Here is a 17,310-nt window from a genome sequence, read left to right on the forward strand (position 1 = left end):
TTTAGCAGGCTGGCAGCACGTCGGCCCCGACAACGGGAGTGATATCTGATGCAAAATCCTTTCTACAGCATGCTGTTGCTGCTTGGCTTAATATGTGGTCTCAGCGCTTGCCAGCCCGCACCGGAAACCGCGCAGCAAACCACTGCAGCGGCACAACCATTAAGCGCCCAATTTGACTGGTTTGCCTATCAGGGGCTGGACCCGGTATTTGCTGCGCCTGTGCCGCAGGGCCAGTATCAGAACCCGGTGCTGGCCGGCTTTTTCCCCGACCCCAGCATTACCCGTAACGGCGATGATTACTATATGACGGTGTCGTCTTTTACCTATACGCCCGGCTTGCCGATACTGCACAGCCGCGATCTGGTGAACTGGCAAATAGTGGGTTATGCGCTAACGCGTGAGTCACAACTGCAGATGCATGACTTGCAGGTATCACGCGGCATTTTTGCACCAACGCTGCGCTACCATGCGGGTACTTATTATCTGATCACCACAGTGGTCGACAGAGGTGGCAACTTTATACTTACCGCCACCGATCCGGCCGGGCCCTGGTCAGATCCTATCTGGTTGCCGGAAGTAGAGGGTATAGATCCCGACATCTTTTTTGATGACGATGGCAAGGTGTATATCGCTCACAATGGTGATCCGGTCGAATCGCTGTACCAGGGCCATAAAGCCATCTGGCTGTGGCAGTACGACCCGGCGCAGCAGAAAATTGTACCGGGATCACAGCAGCTGTTAGTTAATGGCGGCGTGGACTTAAGCACTAAACCCATCTGGATTGAAGCACCACATCTGTATAAGCATAACGGCTGGTATTATCTGCTCTGTGCCGAGGGTGGCACCGCCGATCAGCATTCAGCGGTAATATTTCGCAGCCGCAGCCTGAGTGAGCCTTTTCTGCCTTCCCGCAACAACCCGATTTTAACCCAGCGTGACCTGGCACCAGAGCGGCCAGATCCGATCACCACCGCTGGCCATGCCGACTTTGTTCAGTTGCCGGATAACAGCTGGTGGGCGGTGTTCCTGGCCAGCCGCGCCTATCAGCAACGCTATTTTAATACCGGCCGCGAAACCTTTTTGCTGCCGGTAAGCTGGCAAGATGGCTGGCCGCATATTTTACCGACGGGTGAGGTTATTCCTTACCGTTTACCGGCGCCGGCCCTGACAGCGAACCCGCAACCAGAGCCGTTAAGCGGCAACTTTAGCTGGCGTGATGAATTTGACAGCACAACACTGAGCCTGCACTGGAACAGCCTGCGCAGCTTTGACCAGAGCTGGCTAAGCCTGGATGGCCAAAAGCTGAACCTGCAGGCAAAAGCCGTCAGCCTGGATTCGCTGGCACAACCCGCCTTTATTGCCCGGCGCCAGCAACATACGCATTTTGACGCCAGTACCAGTCTGACGCCACCACCTGCTACAGTCTCAGCCGGACTGGTGGCGTTTCAAAACGAGCAGCATCATTACTATCTGGGCGTGCGTAACAACGAAAGCGGTGCTGAAGTGTTTTTAGAACAGGCCAGTGGCAGCGCACCACAGCAGATCGCCAGTCTGGCGCTGCCGTCAGCGGCTGACAAGGTGCAGTTAAAAATCAGTGGCAGTGCCGGCAACATCAGCTTTTATTACGCCGTGGCAGATAACAACTGGCAGCCACTGGCCAGCGATCAGGATGCCATGCTGCTCAGCACCCAGGTCGCCGGTGGTTTTGTCGGTACTATGCTGGGGCTGCATAGCCGGCTGGAACCGCGCCAATGAGGCTGTTTGTCCTGTTGGCGGCGCTAGTACTTAGCTACAGCGCCGCCGCCCTGCCCGGCCATTATCTGGCGACAACACCGGACAAAGCGGATTTTGCCTTAGTCGGCCCAAACAGCCAGGCGCTGATCCTGGTTGATAAGCAAGAACATAAAGGCGTGCTGCGGGCGGTAGACAGCCTGCAGCGCGATATCCGGAGTGTTAGTGGCCGCCAGCTTGCTATTGCACAGCAGGGCCAGGCACAGCAGCTGCTGATCATCGGCAGCCTGGGTAAAAGTGCGCTGCTGGAGCAACTGGTTAGCAGCGGCAAACTGGATGTCAGCGCCATTGCCGGCAAGTGGGATGCGTTTCAAATTCAGTTAGTATCGCAGCCATTACCCGGTGTCGAACAGGCGCTGGTGATCGCCGGCAGTGACAAGCGCGGCACTATTTATGGTATCTATGATCTGGCCGAAACCATTGGCGTATCGCCCTGGTACTGGTGGGCCGATGTACCGCCGCCAAAGCAGCCACAGCTGTATATTAAAGCTGGCACCAATTTTAACGATGCACCTAAGGTGAAGTATCGCGGTATTTTTCTTAATGACGAGCACCCGGCACTGACCAATTGGGTAACAGAGCAGTATGGCGGCTATAACAGCCAGTTTTACCTGCAGGTGTTTGAACTGCTGCAACGGCTAAAAGCCAATTTTCTCTGGCCGGCCATGTGGAACAACGCCTTCGCTGACGACGACTGGCAAAATGCGCTGCTGGCCGATGAAATGGGCATAGTAATGAGCAATAGCCACCACGAACCTATGCTGCGCGCCGACAAAGAATGGAACCGTTACGGCGAAGGCCCGTGGGAGTATTCTACCAACCGCGACAATATCTATAAGTTCTGGCAACAAGGCGCAAAGCGGCATAAAAATCTGGAAAGCATTTTTACCCTGGGTATGCGTGGCCAGGAAGACGAGCCAATGAGCGAGGGCGACAATATTGCGCTGCTGCAGCAAATCGTTGCCGATCAGCGGCAGATTTTGCAGCAAACCTTCCACGACAGGCCCATTGAGCAGGTGCCGCAGGTATGGGCGCTGTATAAAGAAGTGCAGGGCTTTTACGAGCGCGGCATGCGGGTGCCGGACGATGTTACCTTACTGTGGGCCGACGATAACTTTGGCAATATCCGCCGCCTGCCTGCCAAAGCAGAACGTAACCGCAGCGGCGGAGCCGGTGTGTATTACCACTTTGACTATGTCGGTGCGCCGCGCTCTTACCGCTGGATCAACACAATACCGCTGGCAAAAATCTGGCAGCAAATGGATTTGGCATGGCAGTATCAGGCTGACCGCATCTGGATAGTTAATGTTGGCGACTTAAAACCGATGGAGCTGCCGATAGATTTTTTCTTACGCATGGCGTGGAACCCCGCAGCCTTTAACGCCGATAACCTGCAGCAATTTGTCAGCGACTGGGCCAGCCAGCAGTTTGGCCCGCAGCATGCAGACACCATAGCCGGGCTGCTGCAAGGCTATACGCGGCATAACGGCAGGCGCAAACCAGAAGCGGTAGAGCCGGATACCTACAGTATTTTGCATTACGCCGAGGCTGAGCGGATCAGCGCTGAGTTAACCGAGCTGGCCAATACATCAGATTTTGTACAACAGCAATTAGCGCCCGGGCTGCAGGATGCTTATATCCAGTTAGTGGCCCATCCGTTAAAAGCCAGCCGCGCCGTGTTTGAGCTAAACCGGGCTGTGGCAATGAACCGGTTGCATGGCGACCAGGGCCGCGCCAGCACCAACTACTGGGCAGAGCGGGTAAAATTCTGGTTTGACGAAGATGCCCGCCTGACCAGGCTGTACCACAGCCTCGGCAATGGCCGCTGGAATCATATGATGTCACAGCCGCATATCGGTTTTACTTACTGGCGTAATCCGCCGGCCAATTTAATGCCGGTAGTATCGCTGGCAACACCGATGGCGGTGGCCGATATGGGCGTGGCGGCAGAAGGCTCGGCGCTGTCCTGGCCGATCAGTGAGTATCGTAACAAGCAGCTAGCACTGGATACCTTTTACCCGCATGGCCAGCCAAAGCGGACCATCGAAGTATTTAATAAAGGCACAGTGCCGTTTGCGTTTAGTGCTAAGGCGTCAGCCGACTGGATAACACTAAGCCATCGCAGCGGCGAGATCAGCAGCCAGCAAAATATTGCCGTCAGCATTGATTGGCAAAAAGCCAATAACGGCTTAAATAATGCCGAAGTGCATATTCAGGGTACCGGCTGGGGCGGCGCTAAAGTGCAGGTGTCGGCGTTTAAACCGGCCAGCACAGCGCCAACCGGCTTTGTCGAAGCCGATGGCTATATAGCGCTGGACGCAGCCAGTGCAACAGTGGGCGGCAACAGCAGCCAGGCCTGGTGGCAAAAAGTCGACGGCCTCGGCCGCACCGGTCCGGCTATGGTGGCGATGACACAAGCGGATTATCAACTAAGTGATCTAAGCCAGGCGCCTTATCTGGAGTATCCGCTGTATTTTCACCACACTGGTCAGGTGATATTGCACAGCATAGTGGCTCCGACACTGCAGTTAATACCGGGGCGCCAGTTACGTTTTGCCGTAACATTAAATGATGGCCCGCCGCAGCTTGTCGACACCTTACCAGATCACAGTGAGCAAGCCTGGCAACAGGCAGTGCTGGATGGCGTGCGCACTATTAAAACCCCACTGCAGGTAGTACAGTCAGGCGCACATCGGCTGCGTATTTATCTGCTTGACCCGGCAGTAGTACTGCAAAAACTGCTGCTGGATACCGGCGGCTTACAGCCGAGTGACCTGGGGCCAGTGCAAAGCCCGCGTTTATAAGCGCAGCCGGGCTATGGCATAAAAACGCCGTCGGCGCAGCGGCGTGATGCCGGCTATTGCGGCGGTGCAAAGGCGGCAAACATTTCATCACAGGTCATATTGTGTGTAGTTTCGGCGAAATTATAGTAACCGGGCTTGCTGTCGATGCACACCTGATGGTCCAGCACCAGATCGTCAGCGTTCTCGAATAGCCCAGCCGGCATAATGTATTGACCATTTTGATTTAAACGGTAAAACAAGTGGGTGCCACATTCACTGCAAAAGCCACGTGAGGCCCAATCCGATGAGCGAAAGGCACGGACATACTGCTCGCCAGCAAAGCTGACATCGCTGCCGCAGTCGATTGCCAGCAGCGGACCACCGCCCCAGCGCCGGCAAATGTTGCAGTGGCAGGCACCTATTTTACTGTCTGCCGCACTGGCACTAATTTTTACCTTTCCGCAGACACATTGACCATGACGTTGTACAGACATTGTTATGCTCCTGTTATTTTTTGCTAGCTAACCATAGCACAGCGCACGCTGACCGGCTGTCATCAAAATGTCATTTACATATGCGAATATCCATATATACTCTGATGCATATATTAATAGCTGAACCCAAGCCAATGACACCACTACAGCTGTTTAAATTACTGGCCGACGAAACCCGGCTGCAATGCGTGCTGTTAATTGCCGAGCAAGGCGAGCTATGCGTGTGTGAGCTGACCTGCGCGCTGCAGCAAATTCAGCCCAAAATTTCCCGCCATCTGGCTATGTTACGTAAAGCGCAGTTGCTGTTAGACCGTCGTCAGGGGCAATGGGTGTATTACCGCCTTAACCCGGCGCTGCCAGAGTGGGCACTCAGTGTCATTAACCACAGCTGGCAGCACAACCCGGCTTTGCTGTCGCCACTGCAGCAAAACCTGTGCGCCATGGGTGAGCGACCCGAGCGCGCGGCCAGCTGCTGCGCCTGAAAAACCAACTTATTAAGGAGTCAAAGATGAGCATTAAAGTAGGAATAAACGGCTTTGGCCGCATTGGCCGCTTAGCCCTGCGGGCTGCTTTTGACTGGCCAGAGCTGGAATTTGTGCAGATTAACGATCCGGCTGCCGATGCCGCTACTTTTGCCCATCTGCTGAACTTCGACTCGGTGCATGGCCGCTGGCAGCACAATGCCAGCCATAATGACAACGCCATTATCATCAATGGCAGCACTATTAGCGTTACCGGCAATAAAGCCATCAATGACACTGACTGGTCGGGCTGTGACGTAGTGATTGAAGCCTCGGGCAAAATGAAAACTACTGCCCTGCTACAAAGCTATCTGGATCAGGGCGTAAAACGGGTAGTGGTGAGTGCGCCGGTAAAAGAAGCCGGGGTGCTAAATGTGGTAATGGGGGTAAACCAGCAGCTGTTCGATGCCAGCAAGCACCGCATTGTTACCGCCGCCAGTTGCACCACTAACTGCCTGGCACCGGTGGTAAAGGTGATCCACGAAAAGCTGGGCATTAAGCATGGCAGCATTACTACTATTCATGATTTAACCAACACCCAGTCAATTTTAGATACCCCCCATAAAGATTTACGCCGCGCCCGCGCCTGTGGCAGCAGTTTAATCCCTACCACCACCGGTTCGGCCAGCGCCATTACCGAGATCTTTCCTGAGTTAAAAGGCCGCTTAAACGGCCATGCCGTGCGGGTGCCGCTGGCCAACGCCTCATTAACCGACTGCGTGTTTGAACTAGAACGCGCGACCAGCGCTGCTGAAGTCAATGCGCTGTTAAAAGCCGCAGCCGAGCACGAGCTGGCCGGTATTTTAGGTTATGAAGAGCGGCCACTGGTATCGGTCGATTACAAAACTGACCCGCGCTCTTCCGTTATTGATGCGCTTTCGACCATGGTGATAAACGGCACCCAGCTGAAAATTTATGCCTGGTACGATAACGAGTGGGGCTACGCTAACCGCACAGTCGAGCTGGCACGGCTGGTTGGGCAAGCAGGCTAACAGAGGCAAACCCTATGCGCGCTGATGTCCGCCAGTATCTGGTTGTTACCGGCAATTACTGGGCCTTTACGCTAACCGACGGCGCGCTGCGCATGCTTATTGTGCTGCACTTTTACCAGCTGGGTTATACGCCGCTGGCTATTGCCTCACTGTTTTTGTTTTATGAGTTTTTTGGCATCGTCACTAACCTGGTCGGCGGCTGGTTGGGCGCAAAGCTTGGCCTGAACACCACCATGAACATCGGTTTATTGTTGCAAATCATAGCGCTGTCGATGCTGCTGGTACCGGCCGATGCCTTAACGGTGCTGTGGGTCATGGCGGCGCAGGCGGTGTCCGGCATTGCCAAAGATCTAAATAAAATGAGCGCCAAAAGCGCCATTAAACTGCTGTTACCGGCCAATGCGCAAAGTGCTTTGTACAAGTGGGTCGCACTGCTTACCGGCTCGAAAAATGCGCTAAAAGGTGTCGGCTTTTTCGGCGGTGGTTTGCTGTTATCCTGGCTTGGCTTTGCCGGTGCAATTGGCGTTATGGCCGCGGCGCTGCTGCTGGTGTGGTTACTCAGCCTGCTGCTGTTAAAGCGTGATTTGGGTAAAAGCCGTTTTAAACCGAAATTCAGAGAGCTACTATCGAAAAGCCCGGCGCTGAATACGTTGTCAGCCGCCAGACTGTTTTTATTCGCCGCCCGCGATGTATGGTTTGTTATTGCGCTGCCGTTATATCTGGCCAGCCAGTTTAACTGGCCGCACAGCGCTATTGGCAGTTTTCTTGCCTGCTGGGTTATTGGTTATGGTGTAGTGCAGGCCTTAGCACCGCATATTACCGGCAATAGCAAGCAGCAGCCAGCGGGTGCGAACGCCTTGTTAAACTGGGTACTGCTGCTGTGTGCTTTACCACTGCTCATCGCGCTGGGCATCAGCTACAGCCAATATGCTTTGGTGTGGCTTTTAGCCGGCTTGCTGTTATTTGGCGCGGTGTTTGCCGTCAATTCGGCGCTGCATAGCTACTATATAGTGCAGCTGGCACGAGCCGATGGCGTATCGCTGGATGTAGGCTTTTACTATATGGCCAACGCTGCCGGCCGTTTACTTGGTACGCTGTTATCCGGCTGTATCTATCAGCATTCGGGGCTGGCCGCCTGCTTAATAGTGTCATCGATACTGTTGCTGGCGGCGGTATTGTGCAGCTGGCGCTTAACCCGCCTGACAACAGACAGCAACCATGACAGCTGCAACTAAAAAACCGGGCTTCTGGGCCATTTTCAGTATCTTTCTGCTGTTGGGGTTAACCAGCTTTGGCGGCCCGGCGGCGCATATTGGCTATTTTCGTCAGCAGTTTGTCAGTAAAAGACGCTGGCTTAGTGACGCTGAATTTGCCTCTTTATTGGCCTTGTGTCAGTTTTTACCCGGCCCGGCCAGCAGCCAACTGGGTATGGCGATTGGCCTGCTACAACATAAATTTCGCGGTGCTTTAGCCGCCTGGCTCGGCTTTACCCTGCCCTCGGCGCTACTGATGCTGGCCTTTGCACTTAGCCTGACATGGTGGCAGCCCGGGCTGTTAAGTGGTGTGCTGCATGGTCTGAAGCTGGTGGCGGTGGCGGTAGTGGCGCAGGCGATATGGGCGATGGCGCAAAGCCTGTGCAACAGCGTACGCAAGGCCGTTATCATGCTGCTAAGTGCGGCACTGATACTGTGGCAGCAGGCCGCAACGGTGCAGCTGCTACTGCTTGCCGGCGCAGCGCTGGCAGGCTTTTTACTGCTGCGTCATGAAACGGCCTCTGACAGCAGAGTGGCGCTGGTTCAGCCGCTGCAACGCCGACAAGGGCTCGGCTTCGCCGCAGTTTTTCTGCTGCTGTTACTTGGTTTACCGCTTACTGCGCAGTATTTTGCCCAGCCGATGCTGACCTTGCTGGATATCTTTTACCGCAGTGGTGCCTTGGTGTTTGGCGGCGGCCATGTGGTACTGCCGCTGCTGCAAGCCGAACTGGTGCCAGCCGCGCTGGTTAACGCCGACCAGTTTATGGCCGGTTATGCAGCAGCCCAGGCCATGCCCGGGCCGCTTTTTAGTTTTGCCGCTTTTGTTGGCGCAGTAGCACAAACTGGTATTAGCCCGGTAACCGCTGCCGTGCTGGCCTTACTGGCCATTTTTTTGCCGTCGCTGCTAATATTGTGCGCCGTGTTGCCTTACTGGCAGCAAATTTCACAACAATCAGCACTGCGTTCGGCCTTCGCCGGGGTTGGCGCGGCAGTTACCGGTCTGCTACTGGCAACCTTATATTCGCCGCTTGCCAGTAGCAGTATTTTAACGCCACTGGATGCCGCCTTCGCCGTGCTGGCCTTTATCGCCTTACAGTTTTTACGCTTGCCGCCCTGGCTGCTGGTGCTGGCGGGTGCAGTTACCGGTATCTTGCTGGCCTGATGTTGGAGCACCTTAGGGGTTATTTCTGCTCTTGTTTGTAGCGATTTACCTGTGCAACACCCCAAAAGAACACCCCGGCGCCGATACCGGAAAAAAAGAAAAACAACGCCAGACCAACCGGCGAGCCCCATGACAGAACAAATGCTAACTCGTGCATAAATTACCTCCGTTGTTAATTTGTGCTTTTTACTTAGTTGCAACGCTTTACCTTACGCAGCTTGGCGTCAAGGTACAAGTTCTGTGTATGCAAACCTGGCAACAACCTCAGCCCACTTGAGCCATCGTCCAGCTTTGCCTACAATGACGCACATTTTGTTAATTAAGGCCCGAGCCATGAACGATACCACGCAAAATACTGTTACCGACGAACAAGCCCGCCCGGCGTTACCGGATCGGTTATCGGTTAACCCACGCAGCCCACATTATGTAAAAGAGATATTTCAGTACGATGTTGGCATTACTTTAAACGGTAAAGACCGCTTTGATGTAGAAGAATACTGCATCAGTGAAGGCTGGGTTAAAGTAGCGGCCGCTAAAGCGCTGGACCGCCGTGGCCAGCCACTGCTAATGACATTAAAAGGCAAGGTCGCAGCCTTTTATCGTTAAAAAATATCCAGACTCTGCGCCTGTTACCTCTGCCATTAGGCCAGAGGTAACAGCTCTATACTGATCGCGCCTGCCCCATCAGCTTATTACCAGCCCCGCGTTAGATAATTCTGCTATCGATATCTTTTCAGTACAGTATTTGGTCGCATCCGACTAGACTATTACAAAATTAGTAAGCAACATGAATAAATTATTTCTGCAGTGGTGGTGCGGCAATGAAATTAAATTGTGATCTGGGCGAAAGTTATGGCAGCTGGCAAATGGGGCTGGATGCCGATGTCATGCCGCATATAGATATGGCCAATATCGCCTGTGGCTTTCATGCCGGCGATGCCGATGTGATGGCGCGTACCCTGGCGCTGGCAAAACAGCATGGCGTGACTATTGGTGCTCACCCGTCTTACCCCGACTTACAAGGCTTTGGCCGGCGCAGTATGGTGTTGTCGCACAGTGAAATTGTTAACTGCATGCGCTATCAAATCGCCGCGCTGGATGGCATGGCGTTAAGCGCAGGCGTAACGCTGAGTTATATTAAGCCACATGGCGCCTTATACAACGATATGATGGCCAAACCGGTCGTATTTGCCGCCGTGTTAGATGCCGTAGCCGGCTTTTATAAACCGTTAAAGCTGATGATTTTAGCCACCGCCCGCCAACAGGAATTTGCCGCTATGGCAAAAGTACAGGGCGTTGAATTATTGTTTGAAGCCTTCGCTGACCGGCGTTATACCGACGAAGGCACCCTTACCCCGCGCAGCCAGGCCGGTGCAGTATTGCATGGCGATGATATGCTGGCACAGGTTAGGCAACTGGTTAAGCACGGCAGTGTCACCACCGCTTCCGGCAAACAGCTGGCACTGCAGGCAGACACGCTTTGCGTGCATGGTGATAACCAGACGGCGATAGCCCAGGTGCAGCAAATACGGGCACTGCTGGCATGAGCGCTGTTGGTATAGGCAACGCTTTAGCGGGCAGTAAAGCACAGTATCATCTGACAATTGCCGGTGAAAATGCGCTGATGCTGTATTTTGACCAGCGCATCGATCCGGCTATTTCTGCACTGGTGCAGCAGGCGTGTGCGCTAATAAAAGCCGGGCTGGCCGATGATGTGGTCGATATCCTACCGTCCTATGCCTCGGTGTTGGTGATATTTAACCCCTTTAGCAGCGATTTATACCGGGTGCAGGCGCAGCTGCAGCATTGTCTGGCCCAACTGCAAACCGGTGATAGTCGTAGTGGCAAACTGGTTGAACTACCGGTGTATTACAGTGAAGAATCCGGCCCGGATTTAGCGTTGATTGCCCAAACAAAAAACATCAGTATCGATGAAGTGATTGAGCGCCATCAGGCTATCAGTTACCGCGTGTACGCCATTGGCTTCGCGCCCGGTTTTGCCTATTTAGGCGAGGTTGACCCATTGCTGCAAATGCCGCGATTAGCCACACCGCGGGCCAAAGTGCCGCGCGGCGCTGTCGCGATTGCCGACAGGCAAACAGCGATATATCCGGCGCCTTCTCCCGGCGGCTGGAACCTGATAGGCCTGTGCCCAACGCGGATGTTTAACCCGCAAGCCGAACCCGCGATGCCGGTAGCGGTGGGTGATGAAGTGCGTTTTGTTGCTATTGATAAAGCCGAATTTATCCGCTTAGGTGGCGAACTGCCAGACGCTATGCAGGCAGGAGCTAAGCCATGAGCGGTTTTACCGTATTAGCGCCCGGCGTGCTCAGTTTGCTGCAAGACAGAGGCCGCGTTGGCCAGGGTGCACTGGGCTTAACCACCGGCGGACCTATGGATGCCCCTGCTGCCGCCTGGGCTAACCGTTTGCTGGGTAATGACACCAATGCCACCTTGATTGAGTGCAGTGTTGGCGGCCTGCAGCTGCGCGCCGAAACCCACAGTTTTATTGCCGTTACCGGTGCGATATTACCATTGAGCATAAACAGTAAAGCCGTCGAGCAATGGGCAGTACATCAGGTACAGGCCGGAGATGTGATTGAGCTTGGCATGGTAAGCAAAGGCCTGCGTGCTTATATTGCCGTGGCAGGCGGTTTTAGCGTAGCACCGCAGTTTGGTAGCACGGCTACCGTGCTGCGCGAAGGTATCGGCGGCTTAAACGGCAATAAACTGCAAGCCGGCGATAAACTAAGTGCGCAGACAGTCAACAAGCTGCAACGCCAGCGCTTACCTGCGCGTTACCGGCCACAGTTTAACAAGACACTGACGCTCAGATTGATTGAGGGCTATCAGGCCGGCAGTTTTAGCGCTACCGAACGCCAGCGCTTTTATCTTAATAGCTACCAGGTAACGGCGCAGGCTGACCGCATGGGCTATAAACTAAAAGGTGCGGCTATTCAGTGCCTGCAAACTCAGCTGCTGTCCGAGGGCATCTGTTATGGCGCGGTGCAAATTCCACCGGATGGCCAGCCGATTGTACTGTTAAACGATAGGCAAACTTTAGGCGGCTACCCGAAAATCGGCACTGTGTTATCGCTTGATTGTGCCCTGCTGGCGCAGGCCGGCGCTGGCACCGAACTGTATTTTACGCCAATCAGTCCCGAGCAGGCACACAATGCACTGTGTCTGGCCAAAGTACGCACTGCTGCAATTTGCAGCCAACTGGTGAGCCTGTAAATGAGTAATACAGCTGTCGATTATCTGGCCATCAGCCAGCAGATAGAACAATTATTAGTACGGCAAAATTTGCGTGGCATGGCGACACTACAGCCACATTTACGGCCGGGTTATATATTGCGTGCGGCGAAGCTGATAAACCAATGCCATGGCACTGTGCTGATTGGCACGGGCTTTCCGGTGCTGGACACCTTTGAAACCGACGGCCCGGTCGGGGCTATTGGTCTTTATCAGCTACTGCAAAAACTCGGCGCTAAGCCGGTTATTGTCTGTGGCGACCCACTGTACAGCGCGTTAAAAGCTGATTATCAGTGCTATCAAATTACAGTAAATCAGTACAATGCATTGCCGGCTATTGCCGAAGCCGCTTTGGCTGAGCTTAACCCCCAGCTGGTGATATCGATTGAACGGCCCGGTTTTAATACCAACAAGCGCTACGCCAATATGCGTGGCGAAGACATTTCTGCGCGCTGCGCCAGCTTTGATTATTTCGTAACCCAGGCTAGCTGCCCAACCATCGGCATTGGCGATGGCGGTAATGAAATTGGTATGGGGAATTTGTATCAGCAGGTTAGCGCGTTGAACATCACGCCCTGTGTTACGCAGTGCGACGAACTGATTGTTGCCGATGTATCTAACTGGGCTGCCTGGGCGTTAGCAGCGATGGTGTCGGTATTGCGCGATGAGAATCTGCTAAGCGATGCCAATCCGCTGGCCATTTTGCAGTATTTATCGGCCAAAGGCAGTGTGGATGGCGTTACCCGGTTAAATACACTAACCGAAGATGGCCTGGCGCATACCGAAGGCGAACAGCTGATTAAAGATTTGTGCACTGTACTTCAAGGTGCTGATTAATCGCAGAACCGGTATGCTCACACCAACACGCCGTAAATACGTCCCTGTAGGCTCGATTCGGCCATCCTGGCCTGCAACGGTTGGCTTAGAGCATAACGATTCCGCTCAACAAACATTTGAGTATCTTTGACGAGAGAACCGCAATGACAACAGTATATTTAAACGGCGCCTTTGTACCGGCCAGTGAAGCGAAAATATCGCCGATGGACCGCGGCTTTCTATTTGGCGACGGCATTTATGAAGTGATCCCAAGCTACGCTGGGCGCTTTGTTGGTTTTGGCCCGCATATTGAGCGCATGCACAGCGGTTTAGCCCAGCTGTCGATAGACCCAAAGCTTAGCCTGGCCAACTGGCAGAGCATTGCCGACAAATTACTGGCCGATAACCGCGCTGAACTGGGTGACAATATCGGTGTGTATTTTCAGGTGAGCCGTGGCACCGACAGCAAGCGCGGCCATGCCTTCCCGGCCAATATTACACCGACCGTATTCGGTTTTGCCTTTGCTATTCCGCCTGAGCCGGTAGCAGATAAAAGTAAAGCCACCACTTACAACGTAGTAACCGGACAAGACTTACGCTGGCAGCGTTGCCATATTAAATCCACCTCACTGTTAGGCAACGTGCTGCATTATCAGCAAGGCTATAGCCAGGGCGCACAGGAAATTCTACTGTTTGATAAAGACGGTAACTTAACCGAAGGCGCGGCGGTAAATGTGTTTGTGGTAAAAGACGGCGTTATTACCACGCCACCGCTAAGCCATAAATTACTGCCCGGCATTACCCGGCAGATATTGCTGGCTATCTTAGCCAAGCACAGCAATATCAAGGTAGAACAGCGCGATATCAGCGAAGCAGAAGTATTGGCCGCTGATGAAATCTGGCTTACCAGTTCCAGCAAAGAAATTGCTCCGGTGCTGCAGGTTAACGATAAAGCTGTCGGTACTGGTGACGTCGGCGATGTCTGGCTGGCCGTGCAACAGCTATTTAGTGCGCATAAATTCGATTATTAAGTTTTGCTCTTCCCGGCGCTGCAACTGCAGCGCTACATCCATTCCTGCACCTTACTAACAAATAATTAATTTACAAAATATTGTCTTTTGGTTATCTTTTATCAACTTCATTTCAGCAGAGCTTTTCATGCAAAGTGTTAGTGCAAGGCACAAACCCTGGCTGCTTATGACTGCAGCGTTGGCTTTTTTGGGATTTTTTGTTTTTTCACAACAGGTTAAGGCAGATATGTTTAGTTGGTTTAAAAAGAAAGAACTACAACTTTCACCGGCAATTCAAGGAAAAATTTTGTTGAATGGTCAGCCGGCCTCTGGGATGACAGTGCTTAGAGATCTGAAACACGGTGACGACTCATACAGCGAACAACGGGTTACAGATAGCAGTGGCCACTTCGCCTTTCCAGCAAAAATAATAAAGGTTAGAGAGTCAATGTTTGATACCGCAGTCAAGCACAATATTTACGTAAAGCAAGATGAAATTATTAATATTTTTAGCATCTCGAATTTAAACACTCTCGATTTCAATAGCTTTAACGCCCTGCTAAAAGAGATGACATGTGAACTCAGCAATCCAGATTTTGGTTTGGATTTAGAACCTGACCCTTTAAATCCAGGGATTTACTTGGGAGCGATTAGTAAATGCAGTTTCGCTGACGAAAGTGTTATAAAGAATAAGGAAATTATGAAATGAAAACTCTTACACCTCAAATGGCCTCTCAGCTAGCGAATGCAGCATATCAAATACGAACGGCTGAACGAACTGGCTATAGTCTCGGCAAACTGCCTTCACAAATCACCAACAATTTCAGTTTTGATTTAAGTAACGGGCCAATAATGGGCGTCTCTGGCGGCATGCTCTCCCGAGTATTTAACCGTCAAACCGGTTTTGCGGTGATAGGCCATGGTAAAAATCAGTATCAAGGCGATACGGTTTTGGCTATTCGCGGTACTTTTATGAAAATTAGCCTCAAGAGTCTTGAGTTACGTGATGTTGTAACCGACTTACATTTTGGTCTTGCCACTGGCGATAACCAAACCCGTATACATGCAGGCTTTAATAAAGTGTTTCAAAGTATAAAGCCCGCCCTAACAGAAAGTTTAGACCCGCTGTTACGTGGAAATTCGAGCGGCACTTTACATTGTGTTGGCCACAGCCTGGGGGGCGCACTGGCTCATCTGGCTGCAGACTGGGTAAAACGTTATTATGGTAACCGGGTCTGTTTATACACTTTTGGCGCCCCGAGGGTTGGGCTTACAGAATTCGCTAAGAAAACAACCTCAACCATAGATAAACACTTTCGCTGCGTACATGCATCTGACCCTATCCCAATGATACCGGTATGGCCGTTTATTCATGCACCTTATAACAAGCAGGAGTTTGTGTTATCACCCGGCATGTCTATCAATCCTTTTGCTCATTCTATGGCAAAAAGTCCGGGCTACCTTAACACTGCCAGCGGTCACAGTTGGAAAGAGATAGCACAAAAAACCAGAACAAACGCTCAGTCTGTCGTACTGAGATATGCGAACCGCCATCAAGCATCATTTAGCACCTATTGGTCACTACGAATTACTGATGCCTTGATCACCATCCTAAAAAAAGCGGGACAATTGCCTGTTATTCTGGCGGCAGCTGGGGTTGGAACTGCGCTAACATTTTATGATTTGCTGGCTCGTAGCATGGAGCATATTGCTAAACTCACTCCAGAATTTTTCGAAGATGTTAAAGGATTGCTAGGTCATATGTTAGTGTTTGCCGGTTATGTGACAAAGACAGTTGCAGATCTGACAGCACGCTTTATTCGTTGGGTGTTTGACGTCACTTTGGGTGCACTATATCGTTCAGCTCGGCAGGCATTTGACAATCTGGAATAGTCGCAGCACTAAAACAATTCATTTAACGTTGAATTTGTAATGACATTATTATGACCCCAACCCGTCTTGCCGTTATCAGCATTGCTATTGGCATATCACCGTTGCTAATAGCTTTGTTGGGAGCCTTACTTGCTGGCCTACTGGGTTGCGAGCAAGAAGGCGGTGGCATAAGCGAGTGTTATTTTTGTGGCAAAGACGTCAGCGATATTCTTTATGGCATGATGATGATGCATTGGCTGGTGATCATCACCGGCGGTATTACTGTGTGGGGTTTGGCTGCCAGCGCTGTTTGGGCTTACTGGCCCTGGTAAAGGTTACGCATCAACCGCCATACTGTGGCTGGCTGTTCGCTTTGTTGCAAATAATCGATTACCGCCTGCTGCTCCGCCGGGGCTTTGTTTTGCGATAACTTAAACCGGCCTGTTACGCTGCTTAGGTTAATCTCTACGCCTACTATCGCTTTAACTAACCTTTGCTGGTAGTCGGCTGCCTGCAACATTGCCGGTGCGCTGTGTGCTTCTTGTCTTCTTACCAATGCCAGCGTCTGATCGGCATCTAACAAGCGTGCTGTGCCTGTTAGCTCAACCAGGGCGTAGTTCCAGGTAGACACGGCGGGTTGCTGCTGATAACAACTGGCCGGCACAAAGGCATGCGGCCCCTGAATAACAACCCTAACTTCGAGGCCATCGAGCTGGCTGAGCTGCGGGTTATTACGCGCTAAATGGCAATAAGCCTTGTCTGCACCCATTTGCCAGTCAAATAAAAAAGGCAGCGGTGTGTAACTTAAGCCACCGTGACCAGTTAACAACAAACCAAAATAATGTTGCTGCAAGAAAGCCTGCAATTGCGCCCGGTTGCTAGTGTGATAATACGGCGGTGGATACACTTAAGCTTCCTTATCAGCACTGACGCTGAATATGAAAGCCGTTATCTATCGGCGTAAAGCCAACTAACGGATAATACTGCATGGCCGAGGGCGCACTGCGCAATAATTGCTGCACCTGTGGCCCGGTAGCCTGTTGCACCGCAGCCAGCAGCGCTTTGCCAATACCTTGCTGCTGGTAAGCTTTATCTACCAGCAGATCACAGATATACACCACATAGGCTTTGTCGGTTAAGCAGCGCGCCAACCCGACTAAATTGCCATCCAATCTTGCCGTCACCAATAAATTGCTACTTGCCAGCATAATGGCCATCCGAGCGCAGTCTTCTGTCGGCCGGTTAATGCCCGACGCGCGGTACAGCGTAAGCATGTCGTCCAGTTTAAAACTGCTTTCTTGTTGATACACTATCGTCATTGTCTGCTCTCCTGTTGTGTAGCCGTTAGCATAGCGGCTAGA

Annotated in this window: 19 protein-coding genes; 15 read left to right on the forward strand and 4 right to left on the reverse strand. The window is 52.3% G+C overall.

The genetic code is table 11. From position 1 onward, the window contains the following. The first annotated feature begins 48 nt into the window (after positions 1–48). Positions 49–1,755 (forward strand): glycoside hydrolase family 43 protein, encoded by a 1,707-nt coding sequence (locus MN202_RS05245; protein ID WP_335735040.1) that lies wholly within the window; start codon positions 49–51, stop codon positions 1,753–1,755. After that, a complete protein-coding gene (locus MN202_RS05250) occupies positions 1,752–4,595 on the forward strand; it encodes a glycosyl hydrolase 115 family protein (protein ID WP_335735041.1) in 2,844 nt (947 codons plus the stop codon). Before MN202_RS05245 ends, MN202_RS05250 begins: the two co-directional genes overlap by 4 nt. Positions 4,596–4,648: 53 nt before the next feature. On the opposite strand, the gene MN202_RS05255 is transcribed toward MN202_RS05250, so the two are convergent. Further along, complete coding sequence (locus MN202_RS05255) at positions 4,649–5,068, reverse strand: GFA family protein (RefSeq protein WP_335735042.1); 420 nt, start codon at positions 5,066–5,068, stop codon at positions 4,649–4,651. Between the two features lie 104 nt (positions 5,069–5,172). Between MN202_RS05255 and MN202_RS05260 the strand changes: the two genes are divergently transcribed. The 4 genes from MN202_RS05260 to chrA are packed head-to-tail and all read left to right on the forward strand — an operon-like array spanning position 5,173 to position 8,996. Beyond that, positions 5,173–5,550 (forward strand): metalloregulator ArsR/SmtB family transcription factor, encoded by a 378-nt coding sequence (locus MN202_RS05260; protein ID WP_472511564.1) that lies wholly within the window; start codon positions 5,173–5,175, stop codon positions 5,548–5,550. Between the two features lie 26 nt (positions 5,551–5,576). Next, on the forward strand, positions 5,577–6,581 hold the full coding sequence (locus tag MN202_RS05265) for an ArsJ-associated glyceraldehyde-3-phosphate dehydrogenase (RefSeq protein WP_335735043.1): 1,005 nt from the start codon (positions 5,577–5,579) through the stop codon (positions 6,579–6,581). 14 nt (positions 6,582–6,595) lie between these two features. Continuing rightward, entirely contained in the window at positions 6,596–7,816 is a 1,221-nt protein-coding gene (arsJ, locus tag MN202_RS05270; RefSeq protein WP_335735044.1) for an organoarsenical effux MFS transporter ArsJ, read from the forward strand. Further along, positions 7,800–8,996, forward strand: coding sequence for a chromate efflux transporter (gene chrA, locus MN202_RS05275; protein WP_335735045.1), 1,197 nt, complete (start codon positions 7,800–7,802; stop codon positions 8,994–8,996). The genes arsJ and chrA overlap by 17 nt, the downstream gene beginning before the upstream one ends. A 19-nt stretch (positions 8,997–9,015) precedes the next feature. On the opposite strand, the gene MN202_RS05280 is transcribed toward chrA, so the two are convergent. Next, on the reverse strand, positions 9,016–9,153 hold the full coding sequence (locus tag MN202_RS05280; RefSeq protein ID WP_335735046.1) for a hypothetical protein: 138 nt from the start codon (positions 9,151–9,153) through the stop codon (positions 9,016–9,018). A gap of 176 nt (positions 9,154–9,329) precedes the next feature. On the opposite strand from MN202_RS05280, the gene MN202_RS05285 reads away from it, so the two are divergent. The 9 genes from MN202_RS05285 to MN202_RS05325 all read left to right on the forward strand — a co-directional run bounded on the left by MN202_RS05285 (position 9,330) and on the right by MN202_RS05325 (position 16,281). After that, entirely contained in the window at positions 9,330–9,602 is a 273-nt protein-coding gene (locus tag MN202_RS05285; protein ID WP_335735047.1) for a DUF3297 family protein, read from the forward strand. Positions 9,603–9,817: 215 nt separating this feature from the next. Beyond that, a complete protein-coding gene (locus MN202_RS05290) occupies positions 9,818–10,543 on the forward strand; it encodes a 5-oxoprolinase subunit PxpA (RefSeq protein ID WP_335735048.1) in 726 nt (241 codons plus the stop codon). Then, positions 10,540–11,295: a 5-oxoprolinase subunit PxpB gene (gene pxpB, locus MN202_RS05295; protein WP_335735049.1), complete on the forward strand. Its 756-nt coding sequence runs from the start codon at positions 10,540–10,542 to the stop codon at positions 11,293–11,295. Before MN202_RS05290 ends, pxpB begins: the two co-directional genes overlap by 4 nt. After that, positions 11,292–12,233 carry a 5-oxoprolinase subunit C family protein gene (locus MN202_RS05300; RefSeq protein ID WP_335735050.1) on the forward strand — a complete coding sequence of 314 codons (942 nt, stop codon included), beginning with the start codon at positions 11,292–11,294 and terminating at the stop codon, positions 12,231–12,233. Before pxpB ends, MN202_RS05300 begins: the two co-directional genes overlap by 4 nt. Further along, on the forward strand, positions 12,234–13,088 hold the full coding sequence (locus MN202_RS05305) for a DUF4392 domain-containing protein (protein WP_335735051.1): 855 nt from the start codon (positions 12,234–12,236) through the stop codon (positions 13,086–13,088). It abuts the gene before it with no gap. Between the two features lie 143 nt (positions 13,089–13,231). Beyond that, the gene (locus MN202_RS05310; protein ID WP_335735052.1) at positions 13,232–14,098 is read left to right on the forward strand and encodes a D-amino acid aminotransferase; all 867 of its coding nucleotides are present in this window, start codon (positions 13,232–13,234) and stop codon (positions 14,096–14,098) included. Positions 14,099–14,225: 127 nt separating this feature from the next. Continuing rightward, positions 14,226–14,786 carry a DUF6795 domain-containing protein gene (locus tag MN202_RS05315; RefSeq protein ID WP_335735053.1) on the forward strand — a complete coding sequence of 187 codons (561 nt, stop codon included), beginning with the start codon at positions 14,226–14,228 and terminating at the stop codon, positions 14,784–14,786. Further along, positions 14,783–15,970, forward strand: coding sequence for a lipase family protein (locus MN202_RS05320; RefSeq protein ID WP_335735054.1), 1,188 nt, complete (start codon positions 14,783–14,785; stop codon positions 15,968–15,970). The genes MN202_RS05315 and MN202_RS05320 overlap by 4 nt, the downstream gene beginning before the upstream one ends. Positions 15,971–16,020: 50 nt before the next feature. Next, the gene (locus tag MN202_RS05325; protein ID WP_335735055.1) at positions 16,021–16,281 is read left to right on the forward strand and encodes a hypothetical protein; all 261 of its coding nucleotides are present in this window, start codon (positions 16,021–16,023) and stop codon (positions 16,279–16,281) included. On the opposite strand, the gene MN202_RS05330 is transcribed toward MN202_RS05325, so the two are convergent. Together MN202_RS05330 and MN202_RS05335 are read right to left on the reverse strand one after the other, a co-directional pair. Beyond that, on the reverse strand, positions 16,266–16,856 hold the full coding sequence (locus tag MN202_RS05330; protein ID WP_335735056.1) for an FMN-binding negative transcriptional regulator: 591 nt from the start codon (positions 16,854–16,856) through the stop codon (positions 16,266–16,268). The two genes, MN202_RS05325 and MN202_RS05330, sit on opposite strands and share 16 nt — an antisense overlap. Positions 16,857–16,869: 13 nt before the next feature. Next, positions 16,870–17,268 (reverse strand): GNAT family N-acetyltransferase, encoded by a 399-nt coding sequence (locus MN202_RS05335; RefSeq protein WP_335735057.1) that lies wholly within the window; start codon positions 17,266–17,268, stop codon positions 16,870–16,872. Positions 17,269–17,310 lie beyond the last annotated feature (42 nt).

Source organism: Rheinheimera muenzenbergensis (assembly GCF_036984005.1).
Classification (GTDB): Bacteria; Pseudomonadota; Gammaproteobacteria; order Enterobacterales; family Alteromonadaceae; genus Alishewanella; species Alishewanella muenzenbergensis.